Origin of the sequence: Escherichia sp. E10V5, assembly GCF_004212315.1 — a bacterium.
Classification (GTDB): domain Bacteria; phylum Pseudomonadota; class Gammaproteobacteria; order Enterobacterales; family Enterobacteriaceae; genus Escherichia.
Genome location: NZ_RHJM01000023.1, coordinates 84,528 through 101,211, shown reverse-complemented (window position 1 = coordinate 101,211; position 16,684 = coordinate 84,528). Strand labels below are relative to the sequence as shown.

Here is a 16,684-nt window from a genome sequence, read left to right as displayed (position 1 = left end):
TTAAAGGTACTCAAACGTTGCGGTTAGCTGGGCGGTAAAATTGCCAGGAGTCACATCACGACCGCTTTTTGCCTGTAACCAGGCCCGGAAATTAAGACTATTGCTGCCGTTATTAAGTACAAAGGTCGCTCCAGTAGTACTATTGATAGCAACAGGTGTGCCGTCGTTTTTTTCCATACCTATACCAACTCCCTGCGCACCCGATGACGCATCCAGCGCCAGAATACCCGGCTGTTCGCTATCTTCCGTGCCGGTCAAGGTTACCTTTACGTTGTATGACGTTGGTCCCTTACAGTCTTTCAGTTGAAAAACCACCGGCACACGGGCCGACTGCCCGGCGACCACTAAATCTTGTGCACTCACCGTAGGAAACTGTACTTCCGCCAGCAATCCTTGTGTCTCTACCGGTGTACAGGTTTTATTCAATAAATTACCGTAAAAATGCAGGTTGTCAGCCGCCTGCACCGGCGCTACACAGATCAGCATTAAGCTCCCCAGCAGCGTTGCGAGAACATATTCTTGTGTTTTCATTGGTAATCCACCTGTAGCGTGGCATACGCGGAAAATGCTCCGTCTCCCAACACCGCGCCGCTGGCTTTCACCGGTACCGCCTTGAGCATTGGGGGGCTGGCAGGATCAATACTCAGAGGTTTATCCAGCTCAAACGGACTGCCATTTTGTTGCATTTCAATGCCCAGGTCGGTAACGCTGGTCTGGACTGCCGACGTATTGTAATTGGTGGGAGTCCCCTTCCAGGTCAGAGCCATCTCCCAAACCGCATCACGAACTCCAGAATCACAGGTGATCTCATAGGGTACAGTCTGACGAAAGTTAACACCGTCAATGTCATTAATAAGGATGTCGCCAAAATCCACTTCAATGGTTTTCCCGCCGCTAATGGTACAAACTGGCGGTGATACCAAAGTTCCGTGAAAAGTAATGTCTGGTGTCGCCGCCTGTACCACGCAACAGCAACCACAAATCACAAAAAAACCGAGTCGTTTCATTGGTAATCCACCACCATCGTCATACTGGCGTTAAATTCCGATGCCGCGAGTGATACACCGCTCTCTTTTACTGGCACCGCTTTCAGTTTCGGTTGGCTGTTGATGTTGAAAGGCGTCCAGTTGTTTTCGCCAATCGGAAACAGCGAATTATCAGCCGCACTTTCAATTCGAATCCCAAATCCAGAAATTCCTGTACTCAACACTGTTTCGCCATTAATCGTGGTAGTCGTTCCCTTAAACTGCATTTGCAGGTCGTCACTTAGACTTCCCTTACAGTCCAATTTGTACTCAGCATTCATGCGATAGTTGGTGCCATTGATCTTTTTGATGATCACATCACCAAACTCCACAGCACTACCCGTTACTGAACAAGGTGGCGGAGCATCGACCAGCACCCGCAATATCAGATCAACGGATTTCGATTCTCCGCCTGCCGCAGGATGGCTCACCACACCAAAAACCAGCAGTAATTTAACCAGAAACATCTTTCTCATCGGATTCTCCTGGAATCAGCCTTTGCTGCTTAGTTCTTCATCCACCAGACAGGCACTACCGCTACAGCGGAAAAAGAGCGGCATACGCGCACCATAGTCGTTGACATAGGTCAGCACTGGTGTGCTATCCATTTTCACGTTTAACGGGGCGTTGGTTTTGGGCGGCATGACTAACGGCGAGAAACCCGCCGCTGGATTGCCATTTTTCTGCGTACTGGCGTTGCTGATGATGACGTAATACGCCGTTGGGTTATTGACGGTAAATTCCTGGCCGCTGCGGGTTAGGGTCACTTTATGCTGCCAGGGAGTTTGTGTGCTGCTTTTTTCCAGTGCCTTAGGACGCCAGAAAAGTTTGATACGTGTCTGCAGAGCAATTTGCAGCGTGTTAGCTTTATTCGATTTAGGCGGGATCTCGCGAACGTTAAAGTAGAACATCGTTTCGCGATCGGCAGGCAATTTGTGGATATCTGGCAATCCCTGAATTTTCACCTGACCGTTCATCATCGCATCAATACGCTGTACAGGAGGTAAAACAGCTAATGGTGAACTCACCTTGTTACCCTTTTCATCTTCAATCCAGCTTTGCGCCAGGTAAGGAAGTTTAGGATCGTTATTACGTAGGGTAACACTAATAGATTTGTCACTTTCGTTAAAAATCAAACGGGTACGATCGGGCGTCACTGAAGCCTGTGCGTAAAAACTTGCAGCCGCCGCCATCAACGTCAATGTAGTGACGATCTTTTTTGAAGAGATATGTTTAGACATGGATCATTCCTTAATCACGTTATTAATTCGATGAAACAGACATTGGTGGTTCCATTGGTGTCACCTGTTGTGTCTGCTCCTGAATGACGGGTTGAATATCATGTGATATTGCGGGAGCACTTCCCCCAATTTGCTGGCATGGCAACAGCAAGCCATTGAAGAGATCATCCGGTAGCGGGTCCGGCAGACTGATATCGCAGTGGGATTCTCCCTCCCAGGATACCGTCATGCGTTCACCCGGTTTAACGCCCGCCAGATAGACATTCCCTTCATCATCAACCAGACCAACTTGCTGTTTATTAACATTTTTCACTTCCGCACCAAATGGCGGATGACTACCATCCTGCAATCGCAATACCGCCATTGCTTTCTGCCCACTGATCACCGCAAATTTACGATAACCAATGGCACCTTCCGTTAGCGTTGCCTGGACCACCGACTGGGTGGCCTCAGCATTTTCTGGCAGGTTATTCAAATCGATATAAGCCTGATTACGGTAGTAGTCGTTAACATCGGCCACCACGGCTTTACCAAACATGTTGGTATAAACAGCAGCACCGTTGCCTTCTACTGGCACATTGGCAACACCATCGGCATCAATCAGCAAACGCGTACCGCCCATGTTCTGCGTGCGATGCAGCGCGCCGCCGTGGGCAGTCAGCGCTGCACCGCCCTGTAAAGAGATACCCGCGGAAGTGTATTGCCCTTCATGATAGTTGGCGCTCAGATCAACTTTTGCCATAGTGCCATCGTGGCTGTAATAACCATCTACACTGGCGTGGTTTTCACTGGTCCCTGTGCTCACCGTATAGTGGCTGGCGTCATCTATTCGATGGTACAAGCTCGCCTGGCTGCTGTCGGCACCACTGCCATAGTTGCCGTTGTAACTAATGGTGCTGCTGTCACCCCACGGCAGGCTTAAGGAAAGATAAATACCTTTATCGGCATTGTTATCGTATTCATAGCGATAACCGGTCAGAGAAACGCTCATGTTTCTGATACTTCCCATATTGAAATAATGAGAAAGCATCATGTTGTAGTTGGTTTGATCTTCGCGGTCCCAGTAAGTGTGGTGGGAATAGTTGAGATAGACCGAAACACGCGCATCCCTGAAGTTCTGGTTGTAAGTGACCGTATACATCTCTTTGTCGTTACCCGTGCGCGCCCGATCGGCGTTGTTGGCATCCAAGTATTCGCTCATGGTCATGTAGTTTTTTTCAGAGAAGCGATATCCGGCAAAGGTCACACGGCTGTTGAGTTCATCAAAATCTTTGGCATAACTGACGCGATAAGAGTTACCATCCAGCGTTTTGTTACCGTATACGCTGTTGTCGTCAAAACGAGTACGGGAGTGGGTAACGTCAAACGCTAACGCGCCGAACAGTGCCAAATCGCGCCCAAGTCCAATTGCCGCTGACTGGTAGTTTTCATCCGCTAACGCACCGCCATAGAGCGACCAGCCATTGGCAATCCCCCATGATGCCTCGCCTCCCGAGAAGAAACTCCCTTCGACATGATGATCCCAGTTTTGCGGACGGCCCATCGCCACTTTATATCGCACCTGGCCTGGTCGGGTCAGAAACGGCATGGAAGCCGTGCTGACGTCATATTCCTGCACCTGACCATTTTGTTCTTCAATACGGACATGCAGAGTACCAGATACCGAATCACCAATATCCTGAATACGGAACGGGCCTGCGGGGACCTGGGTTTCATAAAGGACGCGCCCCATTTGCGTTATCGTAACTTTCGCGGTGGTATGTGCTACACCGGAAATATCCGGGGCGTAGCCGCGAAGGTTTGGCGGCAACATTTGATCGTCGGTGCTGATGCTACCGCCAATGTAGCTAAAGCCATCAAAAATATCGGAGTTGAGGTAATCTTCACCCAGCGAAAGTTTGGCTTTTAATGACGGCAAGGCGCGCCAGGCGTAATAACGGCTCCACTCCCAGTTTTTTTGCGTGCCGCTATCGTTAGCATCACCATCATCGTTACTGCGGGTATGCTGATAGTCGCTCTGCCAGTCGGCACGCAGGCGCCACGGGCCAACGTTAACGCCAACCGTACCATTACCACTAATATCGTTAGTATCATCCCCACCCTCTTCATGCCGGGTCTGGGCGTTGATACTGTAATCGGCAATAAGACCGGGAATACCTTCATCCCAACGTGAAGGTGGATCCCATTCACTGTCGGTATATTCAAGATAAGCCTGTGGCAAAGAAATCACGAGAACTGACTGGCTTAAATCGCCAGTCATTTCCATGCCATTTAACGGTTCAGTATTCAAACACTGACCATCACGAATCCATTGCAAATTTTTCGTGATATCTTCTTTAAAGCCTAACTGAGCAACCAGTTCAGGCGGTAAGCAGGCATACGATTTATCAGGATTGTTTTCGACTGCGTACCAGTAGATATCGTATTCATCAGGTAAGGATTGGTTATTTACATGAACCTGTAAATTATATTTACCCGGCTCAACATAACCTTTTTGGGAAAAACGACCCAAATCAATTTTGGTATTCCCTTTTAACTCGAGAAATCGGGCATCAAACTGAATGGTATCATCTGCCAGGGCATAAAATGGACTTCAGGAAATTGCCAGAGCAATCCACCACGAAAGCCCCCGTAAACGGAGAAAAGAATGTTCGGGCATTTACGTATCCATCCGTAATTATTATAATTTAATTATCTTTCATTTAAAAACCCCATAACTTTGCAGTTATGGGGGAGTCACATTAAAGATACGTAATCTGGAATGTTGTTAGCGTTTCAAACGGAGCCGGAGTTGGTGTTACCGCAGCAGTTTCACCTACTAACCAGGCTTTAAATTTCAGCGTTTGTTTCTGTTTGCCTTTACCCGTTGAACTGTCCATTGCGATGGCCTGATCGATACCTTTGCCCAGGTCATAGCCTTTACCACGCTGGTCGCCAATCACCAGACTTACGTTTGGAACTTCGGTGCCATTATCCAGGTTAGACAGGGAGTAATTATTTGGATTACCGGAATATGGATTACCGGTAAATGTCGTGGTCATCGTTGTTTCAGTATTGAAATTGCAATCCTGTAAACGAATCTGGAAATCCTTTGGTGTGGTAGTTTTGCCACCCGTTAAAGAACCGGTACCGATGCTCCCCATATCCACTTCCAGCTTATGGTCATCAGGAACAATTGAGCACGGAGAGTCTTCAATTATACCGAAAAATCTCACTGTACCGTTGTTCCCTGCGGCTACGACCGATGCTGAAGTCAGCGCCCCCATAAGCATTGCTGTGGCGACGGCTGCTTTTACAAACTTACTCATTATTTGTCCTTAAATCATAAATGATTAAAATGTCAGCCAACTGACATATTAATACTGAATATAATAACTTTCAGTGTAATTTGCAGTGGCTTATAACCCACCATTGAATAGGATTTCTGAGGTCTCGTGAGATGATATTCTTTGGCGTGGCGAGCATGTTGATATTATAGAGCGCGTGGCACAATTTAAATTTACTAACAACAATATTTAGAAATATTTAAATAATTAACAAAACAAATAATATTTTGAGAACTTTCCTGGAATTACGTGGCAAATGGCTAAAATATGGTATAAACACATCATGGAGTGAATGATTAAAGAGCAAAAAACGACCAACAACAAATAACACGATTGTATTTTTATTTTTTGCCGATACAATATTAAAACACTATAATTAATATAAAATCAAGACCAAAAAATATCTCTTTTCTACTCTCTTATTCTGCGTTCACAGTGGTTAACTCTGGAAATAAAATACCAGAAAAGTTAATAAATGTTTCTAGATGTAACTTTATACAAATCGGCGATTAAACGCTAAAAAGACGCCATCTGCATCGTTATTGGGAGAATTTCAATAAGGTATGAAAAATTCAGGCCCGATAGCTTGCGCCATCGGGCACTTTACGATCACATCAGATTGCTTTTGCCATTTTCAAATTACACGGACTCATCTGCCAGTTGAATGTGCCGTTTCCGCTTTCATCAAGCGTTACGCTGGCAATGGCCGAAGTGGTAAACATAGGCGGCGTTTCGCCCGGACATAACTCGGCAACCAGATACCCGACTAACGGTAAGTGGGAGATAACCAGTACCGAAGCGACACCTTCGTTGGTCAGCGCCTGTAAATATGCACTGACCAGCCCTACATCGCCGCAGGGCGTCAACTCCGGCAGAACTTCCACGTTGGAAGGCAGGTTCATACAATCCCCTACTTCCTCCAGTGTTTGCTCGGCTCGCAGGAACGGGCTCACCAGAACACGTTCGACTTCCACTTTTTGACCTTTCAACCAGTTCGCCATCAGGCGAGATTCGTCACAACCGTTAGTGGTCAGAGGACGAACCGAATCACTGGCGGCATCGAGGGCTGCGTCGCCGTGACGCATGATAAAAACTTGCATATTGCACCGCTTTTGTTAACCAGATTCACCCGCCCCGTTCATCTGAAACCAGAGAAACAAGGCGGTGGCCGGCATTGTGCCTTATCCATTCACCGAATGAAACGCTGTTTTTTACCTCAATGGCGCAAGTATAGTCAATATGTGTTTACATTTTGACCAACACTCCGCCATTCAGCGCGGATTCATATAGCTTTGACCTTTTTATTGAGGGTCAGTTGCACTTGTTTTCCAAAAACTTTCCCCGCGCTCGCTCATCTCTAATAGACGCTCGCAAGGGGTAAAACGAGAACCATACTGCGTGGCCAGTCGTTGCATTGTTGCAACGACTTCCCCCGCGCCGAGAGCATCGATATATCGGAACGGGCCACCAAGAAACGGTGGGAAGCCTATTCCAAATACCGCGCCAATATCCCCGTCACGCACACTTCGGATAACCTGCTCGTCCAGACAACGTACTGCTTCATTCAGCATCAACATCACACACCGTTCAGCAACCTGCGGTGCGGAGAGTCGCCCCTGCCCTTGTACACCAATTAGCGGGTAAATGGCGGGATCGACCTGTTTTTTGCTTTTACGCCCTTTTTGGCCATAAAGATAGAAACCTCGGCCATTTTTTCTGCCTTTGCGATCATCATTCAAAATTGAAGAAACAACATTTGCAGGCGCGCTAAAACGTTCTCCATAAGTTGCTTCCAGTACAGGAATAATTTTAGTCCCGGTATCAATTCCTACCTCATCCAAAAGTTGGATTGGCCCCACCGGAAAACCAAATTTCACCAGCGCGGCATCAATATGCTCAACACGTTCGCCTTCGGTCAACATGCGGATAGCTTCATTAATATACGGCGCCAGGATGCGATTGACATAAAACCCAGCTTTATCCTTTACCACAATCGGCGTTTTGCCCTGTTTTTTCGCCAGTTTTACCGTGGTGGTGATGGTTTTCGCCGATGTCCCCGCATGAGGAATGATTTCCACCAGCGGCATTTTTTCCACCGGGCTGAAGAAATGCAGGCCGATAACTTGCTCTGGTCGCGTGGCGTGCGCGGCGATATCGCTAATCGGTAAAGAGGACGTGTTCGATGCAAAAATGGTATGAGAAGCGCAGTTTTGCTCAACTTCTGCCACCATCTGCTGTTTTAATTCGAGATTTTCAAACACCGCTTCAATAATCAGATCTCGATGGGCAAAGCCACGGTAATCCGTCGTCCCCGAAATTAAAGCCAGTTGCTTGTCGCGTTCGCTGGCTTTGAGATGACGACGGCGCACTTTACCCTCCAGCTGCTCCCAACTGTATTTCAGCGCATGATTTATGCCCTGGGCATTGATATCTTTAATTCTTACCGGCAGACCCGCTTTACAGGCAGTAACGTAGTCAATTCCACCGCCCATCAACCCGCCGCCTAAAATCCCCACGCTGTTTAATGGCGCAGGAGGAACATCACTGCCGGGATCTTTCTTCACTTCAGTACTGGCAAAAAAGATATTGCGCAGCGCCTGCGATTGCGGCGTCATCGCCAGTTCACCAAACGCCCGAGCTTCGGCGTCATAGCCACTGCTGGTCCCCTGCGCTAAACCGGTTTCAATAACGTCAAGAATGCGTTTTGTCGCTGGATAGTTACCCTGAGTTTTTTGCTCTGTTTTCTTGCCTACCATTTTGAACAACAATGCACGACCTAACGGCCCCGCCAGAATACGCTCGCGTACAGGTAGAGGGCGGGAAGATGGACGATCCTGCTTTGCCAGCTCAACAGCGGCTTCCAGCAAAATGGAGTGCGGAACGACGTCATCCACCAGCCCCAACTTTAATGCCTGTTTCGCCCGAAGTTGTTTTCCGGTGAGGATCATCTCTAATGCTGTGCTGACACCTGTCAGGCGTGGCAAACGCTGAGTTCCGCCTGAACCGGGCAATAATCCAAGCTGAACTTCCGGCAAGCCGAGCACAGTTTTAGGATCGTCAGTACAGACACGGCCATGACATGCCAGCGCCAGCTCCAGCCCGCCCCCCAGGCAAGCGCCGTGAATAGCGGCAATAACCGGAACAGGCAGAGCATGAATCTCCGCCATCAACTGTTGGCCCTGCCGCGCCAGTGCTTCCGCTTCTTCCGCCGTTTTGCAGTTACCGATCATGTTGATGTCTGCGCCAGCAATGAAGTTATCTGGTTTAGCGGAGACAAACACCACGCCGCGCAACTCTTTGTTTTCACGGAGTTGCTTAATAATGGCGCGCACCTGCGAAGCAAATTCCGCCTTCAGGGTATTCATTTTCTCGCCGGGAACATCAATGGTGATAACGGCAATGTTGTCCAGACGGACATTGAGGGTAAACGCTGATGCCATTTCCATTATTCCGCCTCCACAACCATTGCCGCGCCAAGCCCACCTGCGGCACAGGCAGTCACCAAACCAAACCCACCGCCGCGACGCCGCAGCTCATGTAAGGTCTGGGTAATCATCCGTGCGCCGGTAGCCGCAAAGGGATGACCATAAGCAATCGAGCCGCCAAGCACGTTAAATTTGCTATCGTCCACTTCGCCAGTGGCATGTGCACGCCCCAGTACGTCGCGAGCAAAACGTTCGCTGCCAAGCAACTGAATATTGGCCAGCGTCTGGGCGGCAAACGCTTCGTGCATATCAATCAACGTCAGATCGGCCATTGTCAAACCAGCACGTTCCAGCGCCAGCGGTGTTGACCAGGCCGGACCGAGCAGCATGTCCTGCCAGACATCTATAGCGGTAAATGCGTAGCTGCGCAGATATCCCAGCGGCACCAGCCCTAATTCTTTCGCCCGGGATTCAGTCATCAGGATCACCGCGGCCGCGCCATCGGTCAGCGGCGTACTGTTTGCCGCCGTTACCGTCCCGTGTTTGCGATCAAACGCCGGGCGCAGCTTTGCGTAGTCGGCAAGCGTGGAATTGCCGCGAATATTATTATCTTCCGCGAGAGGCTGTTTATAAGGCGGGATATAAGCGGTCATGACTTCTTCTTTTAATTTACCTTCTGACCACGCCTGGGCGGCACGTTGATGCGAACGGTGGGCCAACGCATCTTGCTGTTCACGGGTGATGCCGTACGTTTTTGCCATTTGTTCGGCGGTGTCGCCCATCCGTAATCCAGTGGAGTATTCCGCCACTGCCGGAGGCACCGGCATTAAGTCACGCAAACGTAAGCGAGAAAAAAGTTTCAGGCGCTGGCTCATGGTTCGTGCTTTGTTGACATCAACCAGCACGCGCGCCAGTTTTTTACTGACGCCAATTGGCAATACAGAAGAGGAATCTGCCCCACCGGCAATCCCCGCTCGAATAGTTCCCGCCATCAGGCTTTCTGCGACGTTTGCAACCGCCTGGAAACTGGTAGCGCAAGCGCGGCTGACGCTGTAAGCATCGGTATGCACATTCATTCCAGTGCCGAGAACAATTTCACGCGCAATGTTGGGCGCTTCCGGCATTTGCACAACCTGACCGAAGACCAGTTGCTCAATCACTTCTGCGGGAATTTCGCTGCGTGCCAGCAATTCGCCTACGACCATCTTCCCCAAATCAACAGCAGGAATGCCATGAAAAGCCGTCGCCTGGCGGGCAAAAGGCGTACGTAACCCGCTAACGATGGCGATACGATCGCCCTGACGGGTAATCAGCGGTAAAACCTGACCCATAACACTCCCCTGTAAAAATAAGATATAAAGTGGTCTGACCTGATCATAGTCTTAACCATTTTTTTACATTTAGCCAAGCGGAGAAAAGGGAAAGTGGGAGCTATGACACAGTGAAGACAGGAGAAAGAAAAGAAAACGCCCCTGCCTGTTGCTGGCAGGGGCGTACGTACCCGAGAGGAATTAACGCAGACCCAGCTGGAAGATCAGTGTTTCAGCTTCGCAGGCAAAAGTGAAATCGATATCCAGGCGCACACCGTCAGACTCTTCAGTGAAAGTCGGGGTGATTTTGCATGGTTCGGATTCCACGCTACGGGCTTTTTCAGTCAGCGCCGCCAGCGTTTGTTCTGCTTCTGCGCGGTTTGCAAACACACGGCTGTAAGACGCGGTGCAGTCGGAGTTGTCCATAATGGTGCCAACATCCATACAGCAGCAAACCGGGGTTTCATCAGCACTACATTTACTCATCGTTGATTTCCTCTGTATGTGCACCTAAGGTGCCAGATAAACGTTGCGGATATTTTACGCTTCTGAAAAGTGCCACTCCAGTTGTTAATTCTGCAAAATCGGATAAGTGACCGAAATCACACTTAAAAATGATCTAAAACAAAATTCACCCAAATCTATGAGTGCACTACCTCCAAATTTTGCCAGCTGGATCGCGTTTCTTAGATCATATTTGAAAAAACATAGAAACACACTTGCAACATTCCATCTGGTCCGACCTATACTCTCGCCACTGGTCTGATTTCTAAGATGTACATCAGACCCTACACTTCGCGCTCCTGTTACAGCACGTAACATAGTTTGTATAAAAATAAATTATTGAGGTTATGGTCATGAGCCAGAAAACCCTGTTTACAAAGTCTGCTATCGCAGTCGCAGTGGCACTTATCTCCACCCAGGCCTGGTCGGCAGGCTTTCAGTTAAACGAATTTTCTTCCTCAGGCCTGGGCCGGGCTTATTCAGGGGAAGGCGCAATTGCCGATGATGCCGGTAACGTCAGCCGTAACCCCGCGTTGATTACCATGTTTGACCGCCCAACTTTTTCAGCGGGCGCGGTTTATATTGATCCGGATGTAAATATCAGCGGAACGTCTCCGTCTGGTCGTAGCCTGGACGCGGATAATATCGCGCCTACGGCATGGGTTCCGAACGCTCACTTTGTTGCGCCAATTAACGATCAATTTGGTTGGGGAGCTTCCATTACCTCTAACTATGGCCTGGCGACAGAGTTTAACGATACTTATGCAGGCGGTTCTGTCGGTGGTACAACCGACCTCGAGACCATCAACATGAACTTAAGCGGCGCCTATCGCTTAAATAACGCATGGAGTTTTGGTCTCGGTCTGAATGCCGTCTATGCCCGTGCGAAAATTGAACGCTTCGCAGGCGATCTGGGGCAGCTGGTTGCAGGTCAGATTATGCAATCTCCCGCCGGGGCGACTCTACAAGGACAGCAACTGGCGGGCATGGCTAATAGTATCCCAAGCGATGAGAAAATTGCCCATCTGAATGGTAACAAATGGGGCTTTGGCTGGAATGCCGGCATCCTGTATGAACTGGATAAAAATAATCGCTACGCGTTGACCTACCGTTCTGAAGTTAAAATTGACTTCAAAGGTAACTACAGTAGCGATCTGCCAATTGCTATTAACAACTACAATTTCGGTCTGCCAACGGCTACGGGCGGAGCTACGCAGTCAGGTTATCTGACGCTAAATCTGCCTGAAATGTGGGAAGTGTCTGGTTATAACCGTGTCGCGCCGCAGTGGGCGATTCACTATAGTCTGGCTTACACCAGCTGGAGTCAATTCCAGGAGTTGAAAGCTACGTCCACCAGTGGTGATACGCTGTTCCAGAAGCATGAAGGCTTTAAAGATGCTTACCGCATCGCACTGGGTACCACTTATTACTACGATGATAACTGGACCTTCCGTACCGGTATCGCCTTCGATGACAGCCCCGTTCCGGCACAGAACCGTTCGATTTCCATTCCGGATCAGGACCGTTTCTGGCTGAGCGCAGGTACGACATATGCATTTAATAAAGATGCATCTGTCGATGTTGGTGTCTCTTATATGCACGGTCAGAGCGTGAAGATCAACGAAGGCCCGTATCAGTTCGAGTCTGAAGGTAAAGCCTGGCTGTTCGGTACTAACTTTAACTACGCGTTCTAATAACACGCTAGCTTAATAAGAAAAAAGGTGAGTTTTTCAACTCACCTTTTTTATTGGCTTCTTATTCAGAATCAATATCTTTTAAATCATCCTGAATCGCTTGCGCGTTCGGGTTTTCCTGCGGCTTGAGTTCTCCGCCATTGGCGATGAAATCATGACGCTGGAAGTACGCCTCGCGCACCATGACGTAAGGATCGGACGACTGACGAAGCAGGCCATCAGAATCCAGCAGTTGCGCACGCGTTTCGATACCTTCAAGCGTCCATTTACCTACCGACATCGGCCAGGTCAACCACGAAAGCACTGGATAGAGGCCATCAGCCATATCACCGCCGTCATCTCGCAGCGTGAAGCTACCGTAGAACGGTAACTGAACATAAGGCCCATACCCCACGCCATAGTGACCGAGCGTGCTACCAAAACGGTGAGGTTCCGTTCGTTGCAGTTTCGGATTCGCCATCCCAGCAACATCAATAAAACCCCCCATCCCCAAAATAGTGTTCAGGAAAAAGCGGGTAAAGTGGACCATCCCCTGATAAGGGTCGCCCTGCAGGAAGTAGTTAACCATCACTGCAGGTTCTTCAAGGTTGCCAGTAAAGTTGCTTAACCCATTACGTGCCGGTTGCGGAACATAATCACGCCACACGACAGCCACCGGTCGAACCACATACGGGTCTAACACATTGAAGTTAAAATTGTACATGGTGCGGTTGAACCCTTCTAACGGGTCAGAACGCCCTTGCTGATCTGTTCCGGAACTCGCACACCCCACCAGAAGCGTAGTTCCCAGAGCAAGCGCCGACAGGCGAAGCTTCATAAATGTCTCCCTGTTTTTTTTATGGCTTATGCAGTTTGCCATCCATGACGGAACGATACCGTATCCGCCTGTTTAGGTGTGGGCGATTGTAACAGCACGTCAAATGATGTCCATACGCCCTGTTTTGCTGATTTGATCATAGCCTGGTAATCACCGCCCTGTAGGCTACTTGATTCTATAGAAACAGAAAAAGGCAAACGTTGCCTTTTATTCATTTTCAGAGTAACTCCCGCCAGTTGCGAGCAAAAAAGCCGCTACGCTTTAGCCATACGTGCTAATCAAGAGAACTCACCATGGATAACGATAAAATTGATAAACACAGCGACGAAATTGAAGTCGAGAGTGAAGAAAAAGAGCGCGGAAAAAAAATTGAAATAGATGAAGATCGGCTCCCTTCCCGGGCAATGGCTATCCACGAACATATTCGTCAGGACGGCGAAAAAGAGCTGGAACGCGACGCAATGGCGCTACTGTGGTCAGCTATTGCAGCAGGTCTGTCGATGGGTGCATCGCTACTGGCAAAAGGGATATTTCATGTCGAACTGGAAGGCGTGCCAGGGAGTTTCTTGCTGGAGAATCTCGGTTATACCTTTGGTTTTATTATCGTTATTATGGCGCGCCAGCAATTATTTACTGAGAACACCGTGACAGCGGTACTACCCGTAATGCAAAAACCGACAATGGGCAATGTTGGTTTATTGCTACGACTTTGGGGCGTTGTTCTGTTAGGTAATATTCTGGGAACGGGTATTGCGGCGTGGGCTTTTGAGTATATGCCTATTTTTGATGAAGAAACCCGCGATGCGTTTGTCAAAATCGGCATGGATGTGATGAAGAACTCGCCCAGCGAGATGTTTGCCAATGCGATCATTTCCGGCTGGCTAATAGCTACTATGGTATGGATGTTTCCGGCGGCGGGTGCGGCAAAAATAGTAGTGATTATTTTGATGACATGGCTTATCGCCCTGGGAGACACCACTCATATCGTTGTCGGTTCCGTAGAGATCCTCTATCTGGTATTTAACGGCACACTACACTGGAGCGATTTTGTCTGGCCATTTGCGCTTCCCACTCTGGCGGGAAACATCTGTGGCGGCACCTTTATCTTCGCGTTGATGAGTCATGCGCAAATTCGCAACGACATGAGCAATAAGCGAAAAGAAGAAGCACGTCAGAAAGCAGAACGTGCGGAAAACATTAAGAAAAATGATAAAAATCCGGCATGAGTGGCGAGCGTTTAAGCAATCGAGCGGCAGTGTACTTACCCCGCAGTCCATTAGCGGGTATACTCATGCCGCGCTGTCCTCTTAGTTAAATGGATATAACGAGCCCCTCCTAAGGGCTAATTGCAGGTTCGATTCCTGCAGGGGACACCACGTTAACGTCTTAATTACCGCCTTCCATACCCCACCATAAAGCGAATCATCAATCCGCAGGCTGGTGCAAGAAACATAAATATTCCCGTGACCAACTCATTGCCACTGGTTAACCACATCGTGGAGAAATAAATGAGTGCGGCGAGGATGACCATACCGAAAAATGAAGAGACAGCAGAAACTACATTTAATACCTGACCGATATATCCGCTAACGCAGACGATACACAGGGCGAGAAACATCCATAAATAAATCATAGCTCAACCTCCTGCCGTGCTAAAAAACGTGTTACTTCAATTACTCCAATAGTAAGACAATTCTTAACCACTGGCAATTTCAGCAAAATATCAATAAAAACAATATATTATCAACATAACTATAAATCACTGAAAAATATTCACTTGAGTGATAAATAATCAGTAGCTGAAAATAATCAGCTGGTGATAAAATAGAAATACCGTATTCATGCTCCTCGTGGTTATGTCCTGACTAGTCTTTACACTCTTTACAGGAACCATTGTCGTACATGATGGCCCAATCAATTGAGTGTACCGCTGTAGACATGGAATCTTCTGCGATACAACAATTCGTATCTACAGAAGGTAACTATGTTTCCACAATGCAAATTTTCCCGCGAGTTCCTGCATCCTCGCTACTGGCTGACGTGGTTTGGTCTTGGCGTACTCTGGCTTTGGGTACAACTTCCTTACCCTGTTCTGTGCTTCCTTGGCACGCGTATCGGCACAATGGCCAGACCGTTCTTGAAACGTCGCGAATCCATCGCCTGCAAAAACCTTGAGCTTTGCTTCCCGCTGCTTTCCTCCGAAGAGCGCGAGAAGATGATTACTGACAACTTTCGCTCGCTCGGAATGGCGTTGGTAGAAACTGGAATGGCGTGGTTCTGGCCAGATCGTCGCGTGCGTAAATGGTTTGATGTTGAAGGGCTGGATAACCTGCAACGCGCACAAATGCAAAATCGCGGCGTGATGGTTGTCGGTGTGCACTTTATGTCGCTGGAGTTGGGTGGCCGCGTAATGGGGCTTTGCCAACCGATGATGGCAACTTACCGTCCGCATAATAATCAACTGATGGAATGGGTACAGACCCGTGGTCGCATGCGTTCCAATAAAGCGATGATCGGTAGAAATAATCTGCGCGGCATTGTCAGTGCGCTGAAAAAAGGTGAAGCCGTATGGTTTGCACCTGACCAGGATTATGGTCGTAAAGGTAGCTCCTTCGCGCCGTTCTTTGCGGTAGAAAATGTTGCTACAACCAATGGCACCTACGTTCTCTCTCGCCTCTCTGGCGCAGCTATGCTAACTGTGACGATGGTACGAAAAACCGATTATAGCGGTTACCGTCTGTTTATTACGCCAGAAATGGAAGGCTATCCGGCTGATGAAATTCAGGCCGCCGCCTATATGAATAAAATTATTGAGAAAGAGATTATGCGCGCACCAGAGCAGTATCTCTGGATCCATCGCCGCTTCAAAACGCGTCCGGTGGGTGAAGCCTCGTTATACGTTTAACAAATAACCCAGGCTTTTTCCCTCCTCAGATAAGCCATAATAACATCATGGTTTTTATGGCTTTTTTCTTAAGATTTTTCCCTTCGCTGAATCGTGAATTATTACTTCCAGAAATCAATCTGTCGCCGATATGCGACACTCGTAAGTTACTAAAAGTAAATAAGAAAATGCCACTTGTTTCGATTTAGTTTTAGGCGTACATTAGCGCCGTCTCGAGCCAATATGCTCAGAATTCTGAGGTGATGCCCGCGGGTGTCAGCTCACTGTAACAGGTGTAATGAAGTCATTCAGGCGTAACAGTAATTACGCGGAGAGATGTAAAGTGAAATATTTCTTTATGGGCATTTCTTTTATGGTCATCGTTTGGGCCGGTACTTTTGCCCTGATGATCTAAAAGTAAACTGCGAAACGAAAAACAGGAGCCATCAGGCTCCTGT

The 16,684-nt window shown here is 48.4% G+C and carries 16 protein-coding genes, 1 tRNA gene and 1 pseudogene; 5 read left to right on the top strand and 13 right to left on the bottom strand.

Features of this window, described 5'->3' with window-relative positions; all coding sequences use genetic code 11:
• The 10 genes and pseudogenes from D9738_RS16920 to D9738_RS16875 all read right to left on the bottom strand — a co-directional run bounded on the left by D9738_RS16920 (position 1) and on the right by D9738_RS16875 (position 10,813).
• The gene (locus D9738_RS16920) at positions 1-486 is read right to left on the bottom strand and encodes a fimbrial protein (RefSeq protein ID WP_130260717.1); all 486 of its coding nucleotides are present in this window, start codon (positions 484-486) and stop codon (positions 1-3) included.
• A 41-nt stretch (positions 487-527) separates the two neighbouring features.
• Positions 528-1,007, bottom strand: coding sequence for a fimbrial protein (locus tag D9738_RS16915; RefSeq protein ID WP_130260694.1), 480 nt, complete (start codon positions 1,005-1,007; stop codon positions 528-530).
• Positions 1,004-1,501, bottom strand: a complete 498-nt coding sequence (locus tag D9738_RS16910) for a fimbrial protein (RefSeq protein WP_130260693.1) — start codon at positions 1,499-1,501, stop codon at positions 1,004-1,006. The genes D9738_RS16915 and D9738_RS16910 overlap by 4 nt, the downstream gene beginning before the upstream one ends.
• A 15-nt stretch (positions 1,502-1,516) precedes the next feature.
• The gene (locus D9738_RS16905) at positions 1,517-2,218 is read right to left on the bottom strand and encodes a fimbria/pilus periplasmic chaperone (RefSeq protein WP_135387025.1); all 702 of its coding nucleotides are present in this window, start codon (positions 2,216-2,218) and stop codon (positions 1,517-1,519) included.
• Positions 2,219-2,288: 70 nt separating this feature from the next.
• Positions 2,289-4,925, bottom strand: a pseudogene (locus tag D9738_RS16900) (fimbrial biogenesis outer membrane usher protein).
• Between the two features lie 82 nt (positions 4,926-5,007).
• Positions 5,008-5,574: a fimbrial protein gene (locus D9738_RS16895; RefSeq protein WP_130207292.1), complete on the bottom strand. Its 567-nt coding sequence runs from the start codon at positions 5,572-5,574 to the stop codon at positions 5,008-5,010.
• 632 nt (positions 5,575-6,206) lie between these two features.
• Positions 6,207-6,692, bottom strand: a complete 486-nt coding sequence (sixA, locus tag D9738_RS16890) for a phosphohistidine phosphatase SixA (protein ID WP_130207294.1) — start codon at positions 6,690-6,692, stop codon at positions 6,207-6,209.
• A gap of 201 nt (positions 6,693-6,893) precedes the next feature.
• Positions 6,894-9,038: a fatty acid oxidation complex subunit alpha FadJ gene (fadJ, locus tag D9738_RS16885; RefSeq protein WP_130260690.1), complete on the bottom strand. Its 2,145-nt coding sequence runs from the start codon at positions 9,036-9,038 to the stop codon at positions 6,894-6,896.
• Positions 9,038-10,348, bottom strand: a complete 1,311-nt coding sequence (gene fadI, locus D9738_RS16880; protein ID WP_130260689.1) for an acetyl-CoA C-acyltransferase FadI — start codon at positions 10,346-10,348, stop codon at positions 9,038-9,040. Before fadI ends, fadJ begins: the two co-directional genes overlap by 1 nt.
• Before the next feature lie 180 nt (positions 10,349-10,528).
• On the bottom strand, positions 10,529-10,813 hold the full coding sequence (locus D9738_RS16875) for a YfcZ/YiiS family protein (RefSeq protein ID WP_130207300.1): 285 nt from the start codon (positions 10,811-10,813) through the stop codon (positions 10,529-10,531).
• 371 nt (positions 10,814-11,184) lie between these two features.
• On the opposite strand from D9738_RS16875, the gene fadL reads away from it, so the two are divergent.
• Positions 11,185-12,525, top strand: coding sequence for a long-chain fatty acid transporter FadL (gene fadL / locus D9738_RS16870; protein WP_130207302.1), 1,341 nt, complete (start codon positions 11,185-11,187; stop codon positions 12,523-12,525).
• Positions 12,526-12,586: 61 nt separating this feature from the next.
• On the opposite strand, the gene mlaA is transcribed toward fadL, so the two are convergent.
• Positions 12,587-13,342, bottom strand: a complete 756-nt coding sequence (gene mlaA, locus D9738_RS16865; RefSeq protein WP_130207304.1) for a phospholipid-binding lipoprotein MlaA — start codon at positions 13,340-13,342, stop codon at positions 12,587-12,589.
• Positions 13,343-13,368: 26 nt separating this feature from the next.
• Positions 13,369-13,557 carry a hypothetical protein gene (locus D9738_RS16860; RefSeq protein WP_130207306.1) on the bottom strand — a complete coding sequence of 63 codons (189 nt, stop codon included), beginning with the start codon at positions 13,555-13,557 and terminating at the stop codon, positions 13,369-13,371.
• Between the two features lie 78 nt (positions 13,558-13,635).
• On the opposite strand from D9738_RS16860, the gene D9738_RS16855 reads away from it, so the two are divergent.
• Both D9738_RS16855 and D9738_RS16850 read left to right on the top strand, forming a co-directional pair.
• Positions 13,636-14,568, top strand: coding sequence for a formate/nitrite transporter family protein (locus D9738_RS16855; protein ID WP_130207308.1), 933 nt, complete (start codon positions 13,636-13,638; stop codon positions 14,566-14,568).
• Positions 14,569-14,643: 75 nt separating this feature from the next.
• A tRNA-Arg gene (locus D9738_RS16850) sits at positions 14,644-14,718 on the top strand.
• Between the two features lie 14 nt (positions 14,719-14,732).
• On the opposite strand, the gene D9738_RS16845 is transcribed toward D9738_RS16850, so the two are convergent.
• Positions 14,733-14,975 carry a YfdY family protein gene (locus D9738_RS16845; protein WP_130260688.1) on the bottom strand — a complete coding sequence of 81 codons (243 nt, stop codon included), beginning with the start codon at positions 14,973-14,975 and terminating at the stop codon, positions 14,733-14,735.
• A 351-nt stretch (positions 14,976-15,326) separates the two neighbouring features.
• Here D9738_RS16845 and lpxP point away from each other — a divergent pair, with 351 nt between their 5' ends.
• Together lpxP and ypdK are read left to right on the top strand one after the other, a co-directional pair.
• The gene (gene lpxP / locus D9738_RS16840) at positions 15,327-16,247 is read left to right on the top strand and encodes a kdo(2)-lipid IV(A) palmitoleoyltransferase (protein ID WP_130260687.1); all 921 of its coding nucleotides are present in this window, start codon (positions 15,327-15,329) and stop codon (positions 16,245-16,247) included.
• Positions 16,248-16,569: 322 nt separating this feature from the next.
• The gene (gene ypdK, locus D9738_RS16835; RefSeq protein ID WP_010723117.1) at positions 16,570-16,641 is read left to right on the top strand and encodes a membrane protein YpdK; all 72 of its coding nucleotides are present in this window, start codon (positions 16,570-16,572) and stop codon (positions 16,639-16,641) included.
• Positions 16,642-16,684 lie beyond the last annotated feature (43 nt).